Raw genomic sequence first — 14,680 nt, 5'->3', positions numbered from 1 at the left:
TTGCAGCCCATCTTGCAACGTTGGAGATTGGCGAAAACCGAAGCGACATCCGATCTCCCCCCTTGAGGGGGAGATGGCCGGAAGGCCAGAGGGGGGTGGGCGCCGTCATTCCAACAATACCCTCACTTCCCCTTCCACACCGGATCGCGCTTTTCGGCAAAGGCGCGAAAGCCCTCGAGATTGTCCTCCGAGCCGTACAGTGCGTCAACCGTCGGCAATTGGCGGCGCGTCACCCGGTTCATCGCGTCCTGGAAGGTGAGCGACTCGGCGACCCGCGCCGTCTCCTTGATCGCGGCAAAGACCAGCGGCGGACCGCCGGCCAGCAGCCGGGCGATCTCCCAGACGCGATCCTCGATCTTCTCCTTGGGCAGCACCTCGTTGACCAGGCCCCAGCGATGCGCCTCGGCGACATCCATCCAGCGGCCGGTGAGCAAAAGGTCCATGGCGACATGATAGGGAATGCGCTTCGGCAGCTTGATCGTCGCTGCATCGGCCAGCGTGCCGGCGCGAATTTCCGGCAGCGCAAAGGAGGAGTGATCCGACGCGTAGATGAGGTCGCAGGACAGCGCCAGCTCGAAGCCGCCGCCGACCGCCATGCCGTTGACGCAGGCGATGACCGGCTTGTTGAGATCGCGCAGTTCCTGCAGTCCGCCGAACCCGCCGACGCCATAGTCGCCGTCGACAGCATCGCCGCCGGCCGCGGCTTTCAGGTCCCAGCCGGCGCAGAAGAACCTGTCGCCGGCAGTCTTGACGATGGCGACCCGCAGATCCGCATCGTCGCGGAACGCCTTGAACGTCTCGCCCATCAGCCGCGAGGTGTTGAGGTCGATGGCGTTGGCCTTGGGCCGATCGAGCGTGACTTCGAGGATCGTGCCCTCGCGGCGGGTGGTGATGACGTCAGACATTCCTGTTTTCTCCAAGCACCAGCAGCGCGTCGGCGATCCAGGCGCCTTTGCCCTGCGCGCAGACGATCAGCGGGTTGATGTCTAGCTCCTCGATCTCGCCGGCATTTTGCTGCACGAAGGCGGCAATCCCTGATATCGCCTCGATGGCCGCCGCGACATCGGCCTTGGGCCGGCCGCGATAGCCTTCGAGCAGCGGGAACAATTTGAGCCCGCGCAATGCCGCCTCGATGTCGTCGCGTGTCGCCGGCAGCATCAGCGTGACGCTGTCGCGCAACAGCTCGACCAGCACGCCGCCGGTGCCCAGCGTCATCACCGCGCCGAACATCGGGTCGCGGGTGAAGCCGACGAGCAGCTCGGCGACGCCGTCGCGCACCATGCGCTCGACATAGAGGCCGGTGCCGAGCGCATCGAGATCATGGGCGGCGGTGCTGACCGATTCGGCATCCCTGAGGTTGAGCCGCACCGCGCCGAGTTCGGATTTGTGGGTGACTCCCAAAGCCTTCAGCGCAACCGGAAAACCGAGCGCCATCGAGGAGATGACCGCCTCGACCGCATTGCCGGCGCGTTCGCCCCTCGGCACGGGCAGCCCGGCCTCGATCAGCCGCGCTTTCGCCTCGGCCTCATCAGGCGTGACATGGTCGCCGGCCGGCGCTCCGGAAGCGGAGGTGTCGATCGGCTGCGCCTGCGGCTCGCGCCAGGCCCAGCCGATGAAGGCTGCCGCCTGGGCGGCGTCCATGGCTTCGGAAATCCCGAACAACGGCACCATGCCGCGTCCCATCAGCCCGGCGGTGTATTCCTCGGGCAGGTTTTCCGGCAGCGACGAGACGATCGCGCCCTGCGCCTTGTTGGTCTTCAGCGCCGACTCGAAGGCGCGCAGCGTCGTCCACCAGTCGGTGTCCGAGCAGCGGTCGGGGCGCGGGAAATCGAGCACCAGCATGTTGAGGTCGAAGCCACCCGACACCATGGCGGTGAAAGTGGCGGTCATCGCCGGCTCGTTGTTCCAGATGAAGGTGTGGTAGTCGAGCGGGTTGGCCACCGCAACCAGCGGCCCGAGCGTCGATTTGACGTGGGCGCGGTGCGTGTCGGTCAGCGCCGGGAAATTCACCCAGCGGCCTTCTGCGCTGTCGGCCATGACAGACGCTTCGCCACCCGAACAGCTCATCGACGACAGCCGGTAGCCGGGCAGGGGACCGGTGACGTGCAGCAGCTTGAGCGCCTCGATGAAGGCAGGGATGGAATCGACGCGGGCGATGCCGAGCCGCTTCAGGAAGGCGCCCGAGGCAGCGTCCGAGCCGGCCAGCGATGCCGTATGCGACACGGTCGCTTGCCGCGCCTGCTCGGAGCGGCCGACCTTCATGGCGATGATCGGCTTCTTCAGCTCTCGCGCCCGCGCGGCCAGCCTTTCGAAGCCGGCTACCGAATCGAAGGCCTCGATGTGCAGGCCGAGCGCGGTGACGCGGTCGTCCTCGACCAGGCCGAGCGCCATTTCCGAAAGCCCGGTCTGCGCCTGGTTGCCGGCAGTCATCAGAAAGGCGATCGGCAGGCCGCGCTTCTGCATCGTCATGTTGATGGCGATGTTCGACGATTGGGTGATGATGGCGACCCCGCGGCCACCCTCGGCCAGCCTGATGCCGCCATGTTGGTCGGGCCATAAAAGCGCGCCGTCGGCATAATTGATCAGGCCGTAGCAGTTCGGCCCGATAATCGGCATCTGGCCCGCCGCAGCGACCAGTTCCGCCTGCAATCGCTCGCCATGCTCGTCATAAGCCTCGGTCTCGAGAAAGCCGGCGGCAAAGCAGACAGCGCCGCCGGCACCGCGCTCGGCCAGCGCCTTGACCACCTCGATGGTTAAATGCCGGTTGACGCCGACAAAGGCGGCGTCCGGCGCGCCGGGCAGGTCCGCCACCGAGCGGTAGGCTTTGCGCCCGGCGACATCATCCTTGGTCGGGTGCACAGGCCAGATCTCGCCGGCAAAGCCCATCTTGATCGATTGTGCGACGACGGCAGCCGCCTGAGCGCCGCCGAACACGACGATCGATTTCGGGCGCAGAAGACGTTCAAGCCTGTGCATTGATCAGCCCCCGAACGGGCGCAGCAGCCCCCGCGATATAATGTGGCGCTGGATTTCCGAGGTGCCCTCCCAGATGCGCTCGACGCGGGCGTCGCGCCAGATGCGTTCCAGCGGCAGATCGTCCATCAGCCCCATGCCGCCATGGATCTGGATCGCCTCATCGGCGACGAAGGCAAGCATTTCGGTGGCCTTCAGCTTGGCCATGGCCATGTCCTGATCGGTGATGGTGCCCTGATCGTACTTCCAGCCGGCTTCGAACACCATCAGGTCGGCCGCCTTCAGTTCGGTCGCCATATCGGCAAGCTTGAATGAAACGCCCTGGAACTTGCCGATCTGCTGGCCGAACTGCTGACGCTGCGCGGCGTATTCGACGGCATGGCCAAGCGCCCGCTCGGCCCGGCCGAGACAGGTCGCGCCGACCTGCAGGCGGGTTGCGCCAAGCCATGAATTGGCGACGTCGAAACCCTTGTGGACCTCCCCCAGGACCTGGGCTCCGGGCAGCCGGCAATCATCGAATTCGAGGATGGCATTGGTGTAGCCGCGGTGCGAGACGTTGCGGTAGCCGTCACGCACGGTAAAACCCTTGGTGCCCTTGTCGACGAAGAAGGCGGTGATCTTCTTGCGTTTTCCACGCGAAGACTCTTCCTCTCCCGAGGCCATGAAGACGATGGCGAAATCGGCAAGATCGGCATGGCTGATGAAATGCTTGGTGCCGTTCAGCACCCAGTCGTCGCCATCCTGCACTGCGGTCGCCTTCATGCCGCGCAGATCGGAGCCGGCGCCCGGCTCGGTCATCGCCAAGCAATCCCACTTCTCGCCGCGAATGCACGGATAAAGATATTTTTCGCGCTGCTCCGGCGTGCCGGCCAAGAGGATGTTGGAGGGCCGCGCCACGCAGGTCCAGTGCAGTGCGTAATTGGCGCGGCCGAGCTCCTTCTCGTAAAGCAGCCAAGTCACCGTATCGAGGCCGGCGCCACCGACCTCCGTCGGCATGTTGGCGGCATAGAGCCCGGCTTCGATCGCCTTGGCCTTGATATCCTCGATGAGTTCGCGGCGCAGCACGCCGGTGCGCTCGACCTCGCGCTCATGCGGGTAGAGCTCGTTCTCGACGAAGGCGCGCGTCGTCTCGACGATCAGTTTCTGTTCCTCGGAGAGGCCAAAATCCATTGCCTCAGCCTTTCTTCTTTTTCTTCGGCTTTTCAGCCTTGGCCTTTTCCGCCGCCTTGGAAGTAGCGGGCTTCTTCGCCGCAAGCTTGGCGAGCTGCTTGGTATAGTCCTTGTGCAAGGCGCCGGCGCCCCAGCCCTTGCCTTTGTTCTGCTTCGACAGCGCCTCCATGATCGCGACCAGATTGTCGTCGCGGATCTTTTCGAGCTCACGGATCGACAGGCCATCCGCCTGGTCGTCCGACTGCGTGGCGATCAGGTCGACCAGTTCGTCGTTGAACTCCGGCACGTCCATCAGCTTGGTCCACGGCCATTTCAGGCACGGCCCGAACTGCGCCATGAAATGGCGCATGCCGGCCTCGCCGCCGGCGACGCGGTAGACCTGGAACATGCCCATCTGCGCCCAGCGCAGGCCGAAGCCATAGCGCATGATGTCGTCGAGTTCCTCGACCGTGCAGATGCCGTCCTTGATCAGCCACAGCGCCTCGCGCCATGCCGCCTCCAGCAGGCGGTCGCCGACGAACGCCTCGATCTCCTTGCGGATCACCACCGGCTTCATGCCGATCGAGGCGTACATCTCCTTGGCGACCTCGATCGCCTCGGGAAAGGTCTGCTCGCCGCCGACGATCTCGACCAGCGGCAGCAAATAGACCGGGTTGAACGGATGGCCGACGACCAGCCGTTCCGGATGCTTCTTCATCGCCACCTGCATGTCGGTCGGCTTGATGCCGGAGGTCGAGGAGCCGACGATGGCATTGGCCGGCGCATAGAGGTCGATCTCGGCCAGCACGCGGTGTTTCAGGTCGAGCCGTTCCGGCACGCTTTCCTGGATGAAATCGGCATCGGCGACGGCGTCGGAAATGGTCTTGGCAAAGGTCAACTTGCCTTCTTTTGGCAGGCCGTCGGGCAGCATCTGCTTGTAGGCGCGGCGCGCACCTTTCATCACTTCGCCGACCTTGCGCGCGGATTCGGGGTCGGGATCGAAAATCGACACGTCGATGCCGTTCAAGAGCAGCCGCGCCACCCAGCCGGCGCCGATGACGCCGCCGCCGATTGCAGCTGCCTTGGTGATGATGCTCATGCGGAGGCTCCGGTTCTTGTCCTGGCTACTTTGGTATCGATGAGAGGCACGCGCTCGCCGGCGCGGATCACGGTGGGGTCATAGGCCCTGCGCGCAAACACTTCGAGCACAAAGGGTCTGTAGAAGTGGATCGGCAACGTCTCATAATCCGGATCGAAGCTCGACTGGTCCCAGCGCTCGCAGAACTGGTCGCAATCGTCGAAATAGTGATGGCCGGCGAAACGGTCGCGCGCATGCGGATTGCCGCCGAGATGGTGGGCGTAATAGAGGCGCTGGAAGTCACCGTGCTTTTCCACCACCCAGGTGCACTGCTCGCGCACGAAAGGTTTTAGGATCGAAGCTGCATATTCGTCGTGATTGTACGGTGCGTAGATGTCGCCGATGTCGTGCAGCAGCGCGCAGACGATCCAGTCGGTATCGGCGCCGTCGCGCCATGCGCGCGTCGCCGCCTGCAGCGAATGGCCGAGCCGGGTGACCTTGTAGCCGGACAGCCCCTCGTCGAGCTGGACAAGCGCGTCAAGCAGCCGTTCGCCGGTCTTCGCCGCATAGTCGATCTCGTGCTCGGTGAGGAAGGCGTAGTCGTCGCGGTCGCCATCCTTCATCGCGGTGAATTTCACGGTCCTCATCGGCGGCTCCTCCCTACCGAATCCCTTGTCAAAGCGGCGCGCGCTTCGTCAAATTGAGCTTCTTGCGCACCTCATCGGGGCCGATAACCCTTGCCCCCATGTTCGACACGATGCTGACCGCCCGCTCGACCAGCTGCGCATTGGTTGCCAGCACCCCCTTGTCGAGCCAGAGATTGTCCTCGAGCCCGACGCGGACATTGCCGCCGGCCAGCACCGCGGCGGCGGCATAGGCCATCTGGTTGCGACCGATGGAGAACGCCGACCAGGTCCAACTCGACGGCACATTGTTGACCATCGCCATAAAGGTGTTGAGATCGTCCGGCGCGCCCCATGGCACGCCCATGCACAATTGCACAAGAGCATCGGGGTCCAGCACCTTTTCCTCGACCAGTTGCTTGGCAAACCAGAGATGGCCGGTGTCGAAGGCCTCGATCTCCGGCTTGACGCCAAGCGCCGTCATCATGCCGCCCATGGCGCGCAGCATGCCGGGCGTGTTGGTCATGACATAGTCGGCTTCGGCGAAATTCATGGTGCCGCAGTCGAGCGTGCAGATCTCCGGCAGGCACTGGCGCACATGCTCCACGCGGTTGCTGGCGCCACCCATATCGGTGGCTTTTTCGTTCAGCGGCAGCGGGTTTTCCGGCGAACCGAACACCATGTCGCCGCCCATACCGGCGGTCAGGTTCAGCACCACGTCGACGTCTGCCGCGCGGATGCGCTCGGTCACCTCGCGATAAAGCTGCACGTCGCGGCGCGGCTTGCCGGTTTCGGGGTCGCGCACATGGCAGTGGACGATCGCCGCACCGGCCTTTGCCGCGTCGATGGCCGAATCGGCGATCTGCTTGGGCGAACGCGGCACATGCGGGCTGCGGTCCTGCGAACTGCCGGACCCGGTCACGGCACAGGTAATGAAAACCTCACGGTTCATCGCAAGCGGCATCGACTTTTCTCCCAATCGGCACAGACGGTCCTGATCAAACAAACATAGGGCCAATCAAACATGGGCCAAATCGACCAGACGGCAACAATGCCTGACTTGCCGGAAACTGTTTTGCGTTTTACGAAGGTCGCATGATGAAAAGCGAAAAGCCTTCGATCTTTCGCGCCGAACGGTCGCCGCTCAAGGTGACGCTGCTGGTGTTTTCCGGTTCGTCGATCATGTGCGTGGCCTCGGCCGTCGATCCGCTGCGCGCCGCCAACCGTATTGCCGGCGAGACGCTGTTCGATTTCAGGCTGGTTTCGGTGACCGGCGAAGCGCCGGTCACCACATGCGGCCTGCCGGTTGCGGTCAGCGGCCGCTTCGATGCGGCGGATACGACGGATGTGCTTGTCGTCGTCGCCGGTTTCGGCACGCAGAACTATGCCACATCGTCTCTGCTTGCCGGCCTGCGTCGCGCGGCGCGCGCCGCGCGCGCCTGCGGCGGCGTCGAAGCCGGTACCTGGCTGGTCGCCCGCGCCGGTCTGCTGGAAGGGCGCAGCGCCACCACCCATTGGGAGGATATGGAGGATTTCTCCTCGGCCTTTCCCGATGTCGATGTCCGCCCCGACCGCTACGTCATCGACGGGCCGGTCTTCACGTCCGGTGGCGCTTCGCCGACCTTCGACCTGATGCTGCATCTGATCCGCACGCGGCTCGGCATGGCCGTCGCGCTCGATGTGGCAAGTGTTTTCATCTACGACCAGGCACGCGCCGCGACCGACGCGCAGCCTTTGGTCTCGCTCGGCCGCCTCGACGGTTACGATCCGCGGCTGGCGCAAGCCATCCGGCTGATGGAAGCCCATGTCGACCAGCCCCTGACCATCGCCGCGGTGGCAATGCGCGCCGGGGTGACGGCACGAACGCTGGAAAGCATCTTTCGCAAGTCGATCGGCGAGACGCCGGGCGCCTACTATCTCAGGCTGCGGCTGGGCGCCGCGCGCCGGCTGGTGGTCGATACGCGCGTGGCGATGGCCGATATTGCCGGGCGAACAGGCTTCTCGTCCGCCGCGGCGTTTTCCAGGGCGTTTTCAAGAGCTTTCGGCGAAGCGCCGGTCAGGCTGCGTAGGAGATAGCCGGGATCAGGCAGCGTCCCGGCGGTCGCTTTTGCCGTCGATTTGCGAGCGCATCTGTCTCGCAAGGTGGGTCTCGAAGCGGCTGGCGACCGCGCGATCCCATTCGTTTGCACCGCGGGCACCATGCTTCGGGTGCGGCAGCGCCATCAGCCGGTCGATGATCGATCCGGCCTCGCCAGATGAGAGCAGGGCGTCGATTTCGCGTTCGTGCTGCATATCGTTTCGCCTCCTTCTTTCTGTTTCCGCCACGAAATACATATACAAGATTCGTGACGGCTGTTTGAAGGCAAGAGCGAGGCGATTGAGGGGCGGTGCGAGGCAAAACCTTGTCGTCGGTTCCGGCCTCGCGCAAAGCTGTTCCGGGCCGGCGGGTCGGTCAAGAGACCCGCCGGTGCGGCACCTCAGACGTATCGGTTGACGATATTCTCGAGCAGTTCCTGGCGGCCGGATCTCGGCTGCGGCTCGATCTTCTTCTTGACGACGCGCTCGGTGATCTCCTCCAGCGTCCGCTTGCCGGCAAGCATCGCCTTGGCCTCGGCCGAGTTCCAGCCGGCATAGCGCTCGGCCAGCGGGGCCGACAGCGCCTTGTCCCCGACCATGCGCGCGGCGGCCTTGAGGCCGCGTGCGCAGCAATCCATGCCGCCGATATGGCCAATCAGCAGATCCTGCGGATCGAGCGACTGTCGCCTAAGCTTGGCGTCGAAATTGGTGCCGCCGGACTTGAAGCCACCGGCCTGCAGGACCTGATAGTAGGCCAGCGCCATCTCCGGCACATTGTTGGGGAACTGGTCGGTGTCCCAGCCCGACTGGTAGTCGTTGCGGTTCATGTCGATCGAGCCGAAAATGCCGAGCGCATTGGCCAGTGCCAATTCATGCTCGAAAGAATGGCCGGCCAGGATCGCGTGGCCCTGCTCGATGTTGAGCTTGACCTCCTTCTCCAGCCCGAAGCGTTTGAGGAAGCCGTAGACGGTGGCGACGTCATAGTCGTACTGGTGCTTGGTCGGCTCCTGCGGCTTCGGCTCGATCAGGATGGTGCCCTTGAAGCCGATCCGGTGCTTGTAGTCGACGACCAGGTTGAGGAAACGGCCGGCCTGTTCCTGCTCGCGGGCAAGGTCGGTGTTGAGCAGCGTCTCATAGCCCTCACGGCCGCCCCATAGCACATAGTTCTCGCCCTTCAGCCGCTTGGTGACATCGATGCAGTGCTTCACCGTCGCTGCCGCATAGGCAAAGACGTCCGGGTCGGGATTGGTGGCGGCTCCCGCCATGAAGCGGCGATTGGAGAACAGGTTGGCCGTGCCCCAAAGCAGCTTGACGCCGGTCTGCTTCATCTTCGCCGCAAAGTAGTCGGCGATCTCGTCGAGCCGCGCGGCACTTTCAGAAAAGTCTTTTCCCTCCGGCCGCACATCGGCATCGTGGAAGCAGAAATAGGGAACACCAAGCAGCGAAAACATGTCGAAGGCGACATCGGCCTTGAGCTTAGCCAATTCCATCGTGTCGGTGCCACCGGCCTCGGCGAACCACGGCCGATCGAAGGTCTGGCCGCCGAACGGATCGCCGCCCGGCCAGGCGAAGGAATGCCAGTAGGCGACGGCAAAGCGCAAATGGTCTTCCAGCCGCTTGCCGGCGACAACCTCATCAGGATTGTAGAACCGGTAGGCCAGCGGATTGGTCGAATCCGGCCCCTCGTATTTGATCTTCTGGATGTCGCCGAAAAAGCCGCTGGTCATGTCTGTCTGTCCTCTCGCAGGTTCCGTCCTGATTACCTCAGGCGTAATTGGTTTCGCGCTGGCGCTGGATGAAAAGGGTCATGTCAAAGCCACTCAACAACGGAGACAGACCATGACCGACCTCAACACGATCGCCGAAAACTACATCGCCGCCTGGAACGAGAGCGACGCCGCGCGCCGGCAAGCCTTGCTTAAGGCGGCCTTCACCGAGGATGTCAGCTACCGCGATCCGATCATGCAGGGCGACGGCCATGACGGCGTCGCCGCACTGATCGACGGCGTCCAGCAGCGTTTTGCCGGCTTCCGGTTTTCGCTGAAGGGCAAGCCGGACGGGTTTGGCGACACAATCCGCTTCTCGTGGAATCTCGGGCCGGAAGGCGCTGATTCCGTCATCGAAGGCACCGACATCGGCGTCATCGACAATGGCCGTCTGAAAAGCGTCACCGGCTTTCTCGACAAGGTTCCGGCACAGTGACTCGGGCCGCGGCGGGGGTGTGAAACCACTCACGCCGTGGCCGCCTTGATAGCGGGGTAAAGCAAGCGGTAGCGCTGATAGGCATCAGCATAGGCGTTGCTTAGCGCGGCGACCGGTTCGATGGTGGCATCGGTGGCCGGCGCCGTGCACACTCTGAGCGGATCGGCGCCCGTCGCCGCGATCAGGCCAAGTCTCGCTGCACCGAAGGCGGCGCCGAAATCGCCTTCGGCGGGAATGTCGACGGGCAGGCCGAGCGCGGTGGCGATTGCCTTCAGCCAGTAGTGTGAGCGGGAGCCGCCGCCGATCGCCGTCACCCGCGTCAGCCTCGTGCCGGCCTTGGCCAGGGCTTCAAGACTGTCACGGAAGGCGAAAGCCACGCCCTCCAGCACGGCCTGGGTCAGCACGGCGCGGCTCGATTCATGCGCAAGCCCGGTAAACGAGCCGCGAATGGCCGAATCATTGTGCGGCGTGCGCTCGCCGGAGAGATAGGGCAGAAAGGACACGCCGGTCGGCGCCTTCAGCGTATCGCCGAGCTCAGTGGTCAGCTCGCCGGCGCCTTTCCCTGATATCTCGGACAGCCAGTTGAGCGAATCGGTTGCCGACAGGATGACGCCCATCTGGTGCCAGGTGTCGGGCAGCGCGTGGCAGAATGTGTGCACCGCGCTTTCCGGGTTGGGCAGATAGGACGCATTGGCGGCAAACAGCACGCCTGACGTGCCAAGCGAGACAAAGGCCTGGCCGGCGGCGACCGTGCCCATGCCGCAAGCCGACGCCGCATTGTCGCCGGCGCCGCCGGCGATCGGGATGCCCGCCTGCATTCCCCATTTCGAGGCCAGTTCGCTGCGCAACGCGCCGGCCTTCTCAGTGCCTTCGACCAGTAACGGCATCTGCTTCTCGTCGAGCGACGTGGCGGAAAGCAGGTCGGATGACCAGCCTCGCTTGCCGACATCGAGCCAGGACGTACCGGCCGAGTCCGACATCTCCGAAATATGTTCGCCGGTGAGCCAGAGCCGTAGGAAATCCTTCGGCAGCAAGACCTTCGTCACCTTGGCGAAAACATCCGGCTCGTTGTTTTTCACCCAGACCAGCTTTGGCGCGGTGAAACCGGGAAAGACGATGTTGCCGGTCAGCTTGCGAAAGCGCGGATCGGCGTCGAGCTTGGCCGCCTCGACATGGCTGCGCGTGTCGTTCCACAGGATGCAGGGGCGCAGCACCTGGTCGCCGGCATCGAGCAATGTAGCGCCATGCATCTGGCCGGACAGGCCGATGCCTTTGACGGCGGCGAGCTGTTCTGGATGAGAAACCTTGAGCTCGGTGATCGCTTCCTCGCAGGCGCGGGTCCAGTCGGCGGGGTTCTGCTCCGACCAGCCGGGGTGCGGCCGCGACACGTCGAGTGACGCGTGGCCGGAGCCGATGATGCTCTGCCCGGCATCGATCAACAGCGCCTTGACGCCCGACGTGCCCAGATCGAGGCCGAGATACATGGTGTCCTCCCAAATACCATTAATTTTTTCGGATCTCGAAAAAATCTGACTGGCAGTTTTTAAGACAAGATCCGCCTCCGGTCAATTCTCCGACAAATTGGTGGCGCGCCGCGAAAGCAGCGCCGAGAGCGGGCTGTCGGGCCGCGCTAGCGCGCGTTCCGCGGCGAGTGCCCTTGCCAACGCATGGTCGCCCGACCGTAGCGCCGCCTCGATCAGCGTCAGGTCGACGACGTCGCGTTGCGCATGACTGCCGCCGAAGCGGTGGGCGATCGCCCGGATCGGCCGGATCAGGCGGACCGTCTCGGTGTAGTTGCCGTCGCCGAACGCCTTAATGGCGAGCGTCAGGGGATAGCCGACATCCCGGGTAAAGGCGGCGTTGTCGTCGTTGCCGTGCATGGCCTCGCGCTGCGCCTCGAGTAAGCCGCGAACCGGCGCCTCTTGGCCGGCGCCGGCAAAAGCCATCATTGCGTGGGCATCGTTGAAGGCATAGTTGCCGGCGCTGGCCTTGGCCCAGTTGGCGGCAAGTGCTGCCCAGCGGCCGCCGACATCGACGCCGCCGAGATGCAACCGCCACAGGATAGACGACGCATCGACCATGTTGAGCGCCAGCATCGAGCGCTCGCCGTAGATCGGCCCGTCATAGAGCGCCAGAACCTCGTCGGTCTGGCCGAGATCGTAGTGGAACAGCGCCAGATGCCACCAATTGTGCACCTGCAGAAAACTTTCCTGCGTCCACGCGTCGGGGTTGGCGCGCATCCAAGCGATGCCGTCCCTTTGCCGGCTCTGCATTTCCATGACATGAGCGACGGCGTGCTGCGCCCAGCCGTCGCGCGGCTCGATGTCGACTGCCTTGCGGCCAAGCTTTTCGGCGCGCGCATAGTCGCCCATTTCCTCCAGCCCGAACGCCTGCATGCCGAGTATGGCGTGGTAGCCTGGCATGCCGCTTTGCCACGACGGCAGCGCGCGACCGATGCGGTCGCGCAGCATGCGGGCATTGCCGGTGAAGAAATCGATCTGGTGCCCGGTCTGCAGCGCCAGCGCATCGAGCGGAAACTCGATGGCGATATCCTCGAGCAGACGAGCGGCTTCATGCCAGCGTCCTGCGGCAAGATGGCCAAGTGCTGCGACATGCGCCTGCTCGCGCGGCGTGGCGGCAAGCGGCAGTGCCGCCTCGTGGCATGTCCTGGCCACGGCTGTCGCCTCACGCTCTGTGGCGAGACCGAAGAGATAGCCCTTGAACACATGCGCCATGACGAAGCCGGGATCCTCGGCGATGGCGCGATCGACCGAGCCGACCGGATCGCCGATGAAGCATTGCAGTTCGCGGACAGCCTGGCTGTAGGACGAGAACCCGGCCTCAGTCGCGCCAGAAAATGTCAGCCCGAATGCATCCCTGACTGCCACGTCATGTCCTCAATTGCCCGAGCGCATCGCCACCGTGGCGATACCGGCGCCGACCAGCAGCGTGCCGCCGGTGCGGTTGAAGATGCGGATCGCCTGGGGATTACGCACGACGTTGCGCGCCCTTGCCGCGATCAGCGCGTAGCCGAAGGCATTGGCGAAGGCGAGCGCCAGGAAGGTCGCCTCGAAGATCAGCATCTGCGTCCAGAAATCGGCGTGCCGGTCGAGGAACTGCGGCAGGAAGGCGACGAAGAAGGTGATGCTTTTCGGATTGAGCGCGGTGACCAGCCAGGCATGCGCGATCATCTTGGCCGAGGACACCGCGTCCAGGCGCGGCTCGGCCTCGAGCGTGCCACCGGCGCGAAACAGCTTTATGCCGAGATAGATCAAATAGCCGGCGCCGACCACCTTCAGCACCGTGAACACGGTTGCCGACGCCGCCAGCAGCGCGCCGATGCCCAGCATCGACAGCGTCATCGCGGTAAAATCGCCAAACGCCACGCCAACCGCCATCGGCAGCGCGGTGCGCCAGCCCTGGCCGAGCGCATAGGACACGACCAGAAGGATGGTCGGGCCGGGAATGACAAGAAGGATCGTCGAGGCGGCGGCAAAGGCGGCCCAGTTTTCGAAGGACATGTTCGTCTCCTTGAGCTCAAAGAAGAGGATAAATCCTTGGCCTCGCAAAGATGTAAAGGGGCAAAAATCGAAAATGCCCCTGGTTAACATCAGGCAGCGGTTCTTCACGCTTTTTCAACCATGATTGGTGAAAATGCACTCTATCCGGCCGGAGCGTGTTTCCCGCCGACAGCGTAGGGTTTGGGTTAGATGCGTGAGTTGCCGCAAGGTCTGACGCCGCCGACCAATGGCGACGAATTCGAAATTTCCGAACTCCAGCTTTCCCGCCGCGCAGTGTTGTCCGGCGCCGGTGCGCTGGCGCTGCTCGGCGTCGCCGGCTGTAGCCAGACGCTCGATTTGTCGGCGCTGCAACTCGACGGCGTCACCACTGGCGCGATCACTCCCATCCGCCCGAGCATCAGCGTCGACAAGAACATCACCAGCCCTGGTGTGATGTATGCCTCCGTCACCGACGGCGGCTTCACGCTGCCGGAAGTGCCCTACCTCAAGGTCAAGCCGGAGTTCCGCCGCCAGATCGTCGTCGACCCGACCGGCGAGCAGCCCGGCACCATCGTCGTCCATTCGCAGGAGCGGCTGCTCTACCTGGTGCAGCCCGGCGGTGACGCGATCCGCTACGGCGTCGGCATCGGCAAGGAAGGCTTCCGCTGGTCCGGCCGCGCCAACATCCAGTACGGCAAGGAATGGCCGACCTGGAGGCCGCCGGCCGAGATGATCGCCCGCAAGCCGGAACTGGTGAAATGGCAGGCCGGGCAGCCCGGCGGCCTCGACAACCCGCTCGGCGCGCGTGCGCTGTACATCTACCAGAACGGCCAGGACACCGGCTACCGCATCCACGGTTCGCCCGAATGGTGGAGCATCGGCCAGGCGATGTCGTCGGGCTGCGTTCGCCTGATCAATCAGGACATCATCGACCTCTACAGCCGCGTCTCCAGGAAGAACCCGGTCGTCGTCGTCTAACCCTCCCGGTTATCGTCTGACCTCAAGGCGGCTGGCGCGGCCGCTCGACTCTCCCGTTGCGCGATCTCGCAAGACAGGCGAATGTGGCTTGCAAAGCCACT

The 14,680-nt window shown here is 64.2% G+C and carries 14 protein-coding genes; 3 read left to right on the top strand and 11 right to left on the bottom strand.

The window, feature by feature from the left end; translation table 11 throughout:
• Positions 1-122: 122 nt before the first annotated feature.
• From NMG80_RS00530 to bcoG, 6 genes are read right to left on the bottom strand one after another with little or no spacing between them, the layout of a single operon-like run.
• Positions 123-905, bottom strand: coding sequence for a carnitinyl-CoA dehydratase (locus NMG80_RS00530; protein WP_254016319.1), 783 nt, complete (start codon positions 903-905; stop codon positions 123-125).
• Positions 898-2,976 carry an acetate--CoA ligase family protein gene (locus NMG80_RS00525; protein WP_254016318.1) on the bottom strand — a complete coding sequence of 693 codons (2,079 nt, stop codon included), beginning with the start codon at positions 2,974-2,976 and terminating at the stop codon, positions 898-900. The genes NMG80_RS00530 and NMG80_RS00525 overlap by 8 nt, the downstream gene beginning before the upstream one ends.
• Positions 2,977-2,979: 3 nt before the next feature.
• The gene (locus NMG80_RS00520) at positions 2,980-4,143 is read right to left on the bottom strand and encodes an acyl-CoA dehydrogenase family protein (RefSeq protein ID WP_254016317.1); all 1,164 of its coding nucleotides are present in this window, start codon (positions 4,141-4,143) and stop codon (positions 2,980-2,982) included.
• A gap of 4 nt (positions 4,144-4,147) precedes the next feature.
• Positions 4,148-5,221, bottom strand: coding sequence for a 3-hydroxyacyl-CoA dehydrogenase NAD-binding domain-containing protein (locus NMG80_RS00515; protein ID WP_254016316.1), 1,074 nt, complete (start codon positions 5,219-5,221; stop codon positions 4,148-4,150).
• A complete protein-coding gene (locus tag NMG80_RS00510) occupies positions 5,218-5,847 on the bottom strand; it encodes an HD domain-containing protein (protein ID WP_254016315.1) in 630 nt (209 codons plus the stop codon). The genes NMG80_RS00515 and NMG80_RS00510 overlap by 4 nt, the downstream gene beginning before the upstream one ends.
• A gap of 28 nt (positions 5,848-5,875) precedes the next feature.
• On the bottom strand, positions 5,876-6,787 hold the full coding sequence (gene bcoG, locus NMG80_RS00505) for a 3-dehydrocarnitine:acetyl-CoA trimethylamine transferase BcoG (protein WP_254016314.1): 912 nt from the start codon (positions 6,785-6,787) through the stop codon (positions 5,876-5,878).
• 131 nt (positions 6,788-6,918) lie between these two features.
• Between bcoG and NMG80_RS00500 the strand changes: the two genes are divergently transcribed.
• Positions 6,919-7,899: a GlxA family transcriptional regulator gene (locus NMG80_RS00500; protein WP_254016313.1), complete on the top strand. Its 981-nt coding sequence runs from the start codon at positions 6,919-6,921 to the stop codon at positions 7,897-7,899.
• A 6-nt stretch (positions 7,900-7,905) separates the two neighbouring features.
• Here NMG80_RS00500 and NMG80_RS00495 read toward each other — a convergent pair whose 3' ends face one another.
• Positions 7,906-8,115, bottom strand: a complete 210-nt coding sequence (locus NMG80_RS00495) for a hypothetical protein (protein ID WP_254016312.1) — start codon at positions 8,113-8,115, stop codon at positions 7,906-7,908.
• A 185-nt stretch (positions 8,116-8,300) separates the two neighbouring features.
• Entirely contained in the window at positions 8,301-9,626 is a 1,326-nt protein-coding gene (gene xylA, locus NMG80_RS00490) for a xylose isomerase (protein WP_254016311.1), read from the bottom strand.
• A 112-nt stretch (positions 9,627-9,738) separates the two neighbouring features.
• On the opposite strand from xylA, the gene NMG80_RS00485 reads away from it, so the two are divergent.
• Positions 9,739-10,101 carry a nuclear transport factor 2 family protein gene (locus tag NMG80_RS00485; RefSeq protein WP_254016310.1) on the top strand — a complete coding sequence of 121 codons (363 nt, stop codon included), beginning with the start codon at positions 9,739-9,741 and terminating at the stop codon, positions 10,099-10,101.
• 29 nt (positions 10,102-10,130) lie between these two features.
• On the opposite strand, the gene xylB is transcribed toward NMG80_RS00485, so the two are convergent.
• From xylB to NMG80_RS00470, 3 genes are all read right to left on the bottom strand, one after another.
• A complete protein-coding gene (xylB, locus tag NMG80_RS00480; RefSeq protein WP_254016309.1) occupies positions 10,131-11,585 on the bottom strand; it encodes a xylulokinase in 1,455 nt (484 codons plus the stop codon).
• A gap of 81 nt (positions 11,586-11,666) precedes the next feature.
• The gene (locus tag NMG80_RS00475) at positions 11,667-12,989 is read right to left on the bottom strand and encodes a tetratricopeptide repeat protein (protein WP_254016308.1); all 1,323 of its coding nucleotides are present in this window, start codon (positions 12,987-12,989) and stop codon (positions 11,667-11,669) included.
• A 9-nt stretch (positions 12,990-12,998) separates the two neighbouring features.
• Positions 12,999-13,622, bottom strand: coding sequence for a LysE family translocator (locus tag NMG80_RS00470; RefSeq protein WP_254016307.1), 624 nt, complete (start codon positions 13,620-13,622; stop codon positions 12,999-13,001).
• 189 nt (positions 13,623-13,811) lie between these two features.
• Between NMG80_RS00470 and NMG80_RS00465 the strand changes: the two genes are divergently transcribed.
• Entirely contained in the window at positions 13,812-14,579 is a 768-nt protein-coding gene (locus tag NMG80_RS00465; protein WP_254016306.1) for a L,D-transpeptidase, read from the top strand.
• The last annotated feature ends 101 nt before the right edge of the window (positions 14,580-14,680 follow it).

It is taken from the genome of Mesorhizobium escarrei, assembly GCF_935825525.1.
Classification (GTDB): Bacteria; Pseudomonadota; Alphaproteobacteria; order Rhizobiales; family Rhizobiaceae; genus Mesorhizobium; species Mesorhizobium escarrei.
Note: the sequence above shows the minus strand (reverse complement) of the source record. Positions and strands in the feature narration are given on the sequence as shown.

Coding starts and splice junctions, on each gene's coding strand:
- xylB (WP_254016309.1), bottom strand. CDS start 11,585: ATGTATCTCGGCCTCGATCTGGGCACGTCGGGCGTCAAGGCGCTGTTG.
- NMG80_RS00515 (WP_254016316.1), bottom strand. CDS start 5,221: ATGAGCATCATCACCAAGGCAGCTGCAATCGGCGGCGGCGTCATCGGC.
- NMG80_RS00495 (WP_254016312.1), bottom strand. CDS start 8,115: ATGCAGCACGAACGCGAAATCGACGCCCTGCTCTCATCTGGCGAGGCC.
- NMG80_RS00525 (WP_254016318.1), bottom strand. CDS start 2,976: ATGCACAGGCTTGAACGTCTTCTGCGCCCGAAATCGATCGTCGTGTTC.
- xylA (WP_254016311.1), bottom strand. CDS start 9,626: ATGACCAGCGGCTTTTTCGGCGACATCCAGAAGATCAAATACGAGGGG.
- NMG80_RS00510 (WP_254016315.1), bottom strand. CDS start 5,847: ATGAGGACCGTGAAATTCACCGCGATGAAGGATGGCGACCGCGACGAC.
- NMG80_RS00465 (WP_254016306.1), top strand. CDS start 13,812: ATGCGTGAGTTGCCGCAAGGTCTGACGCCGCCGACCAATGGCGACGAA.
- NMG80_RS00470 (WP_254016307.1), bottom strand. CDS start 13,622: ATGTCCTTCGAAAACTGGGCCGCCTTTGCCGCCGCCTCGACGATCCTT.
- NMG80_RS00485 (WP_254016310.1), top strand. CDS start 9,739: ATGACCGACCTCAACACGATCGCCGAAAACTACATCGCCGCCTGGAAC.
- NMG80_RS00520 (WP_254016317.1), bottom strand. CDS start 4,143: ATGGATTTTGGCCTCTCCGAGGAACAGAAACTGATCGTCGAGACGACG.
- NMG80_RS00500 (WP_254016313.1), top strand. CDS start 6,919: ATGATGAAAAGCGAAAAGCCTTCGATCTTTCGCGCCGAACGGTCGCCG.
- bcoG (WP_254016314.1), bottom strand. CDS start 6,787: ATGCCGCTTGCGATGAACCGTGAGGTTTTCATTACCTGTGCCGTGACC.
- NMG80_RS00530 (WP_254016319.1), bottom strand. CDS start 905: ATGTCTGACGTCATCACCACCCGCCGCGAGGGCACGATCCTCGAAGTC.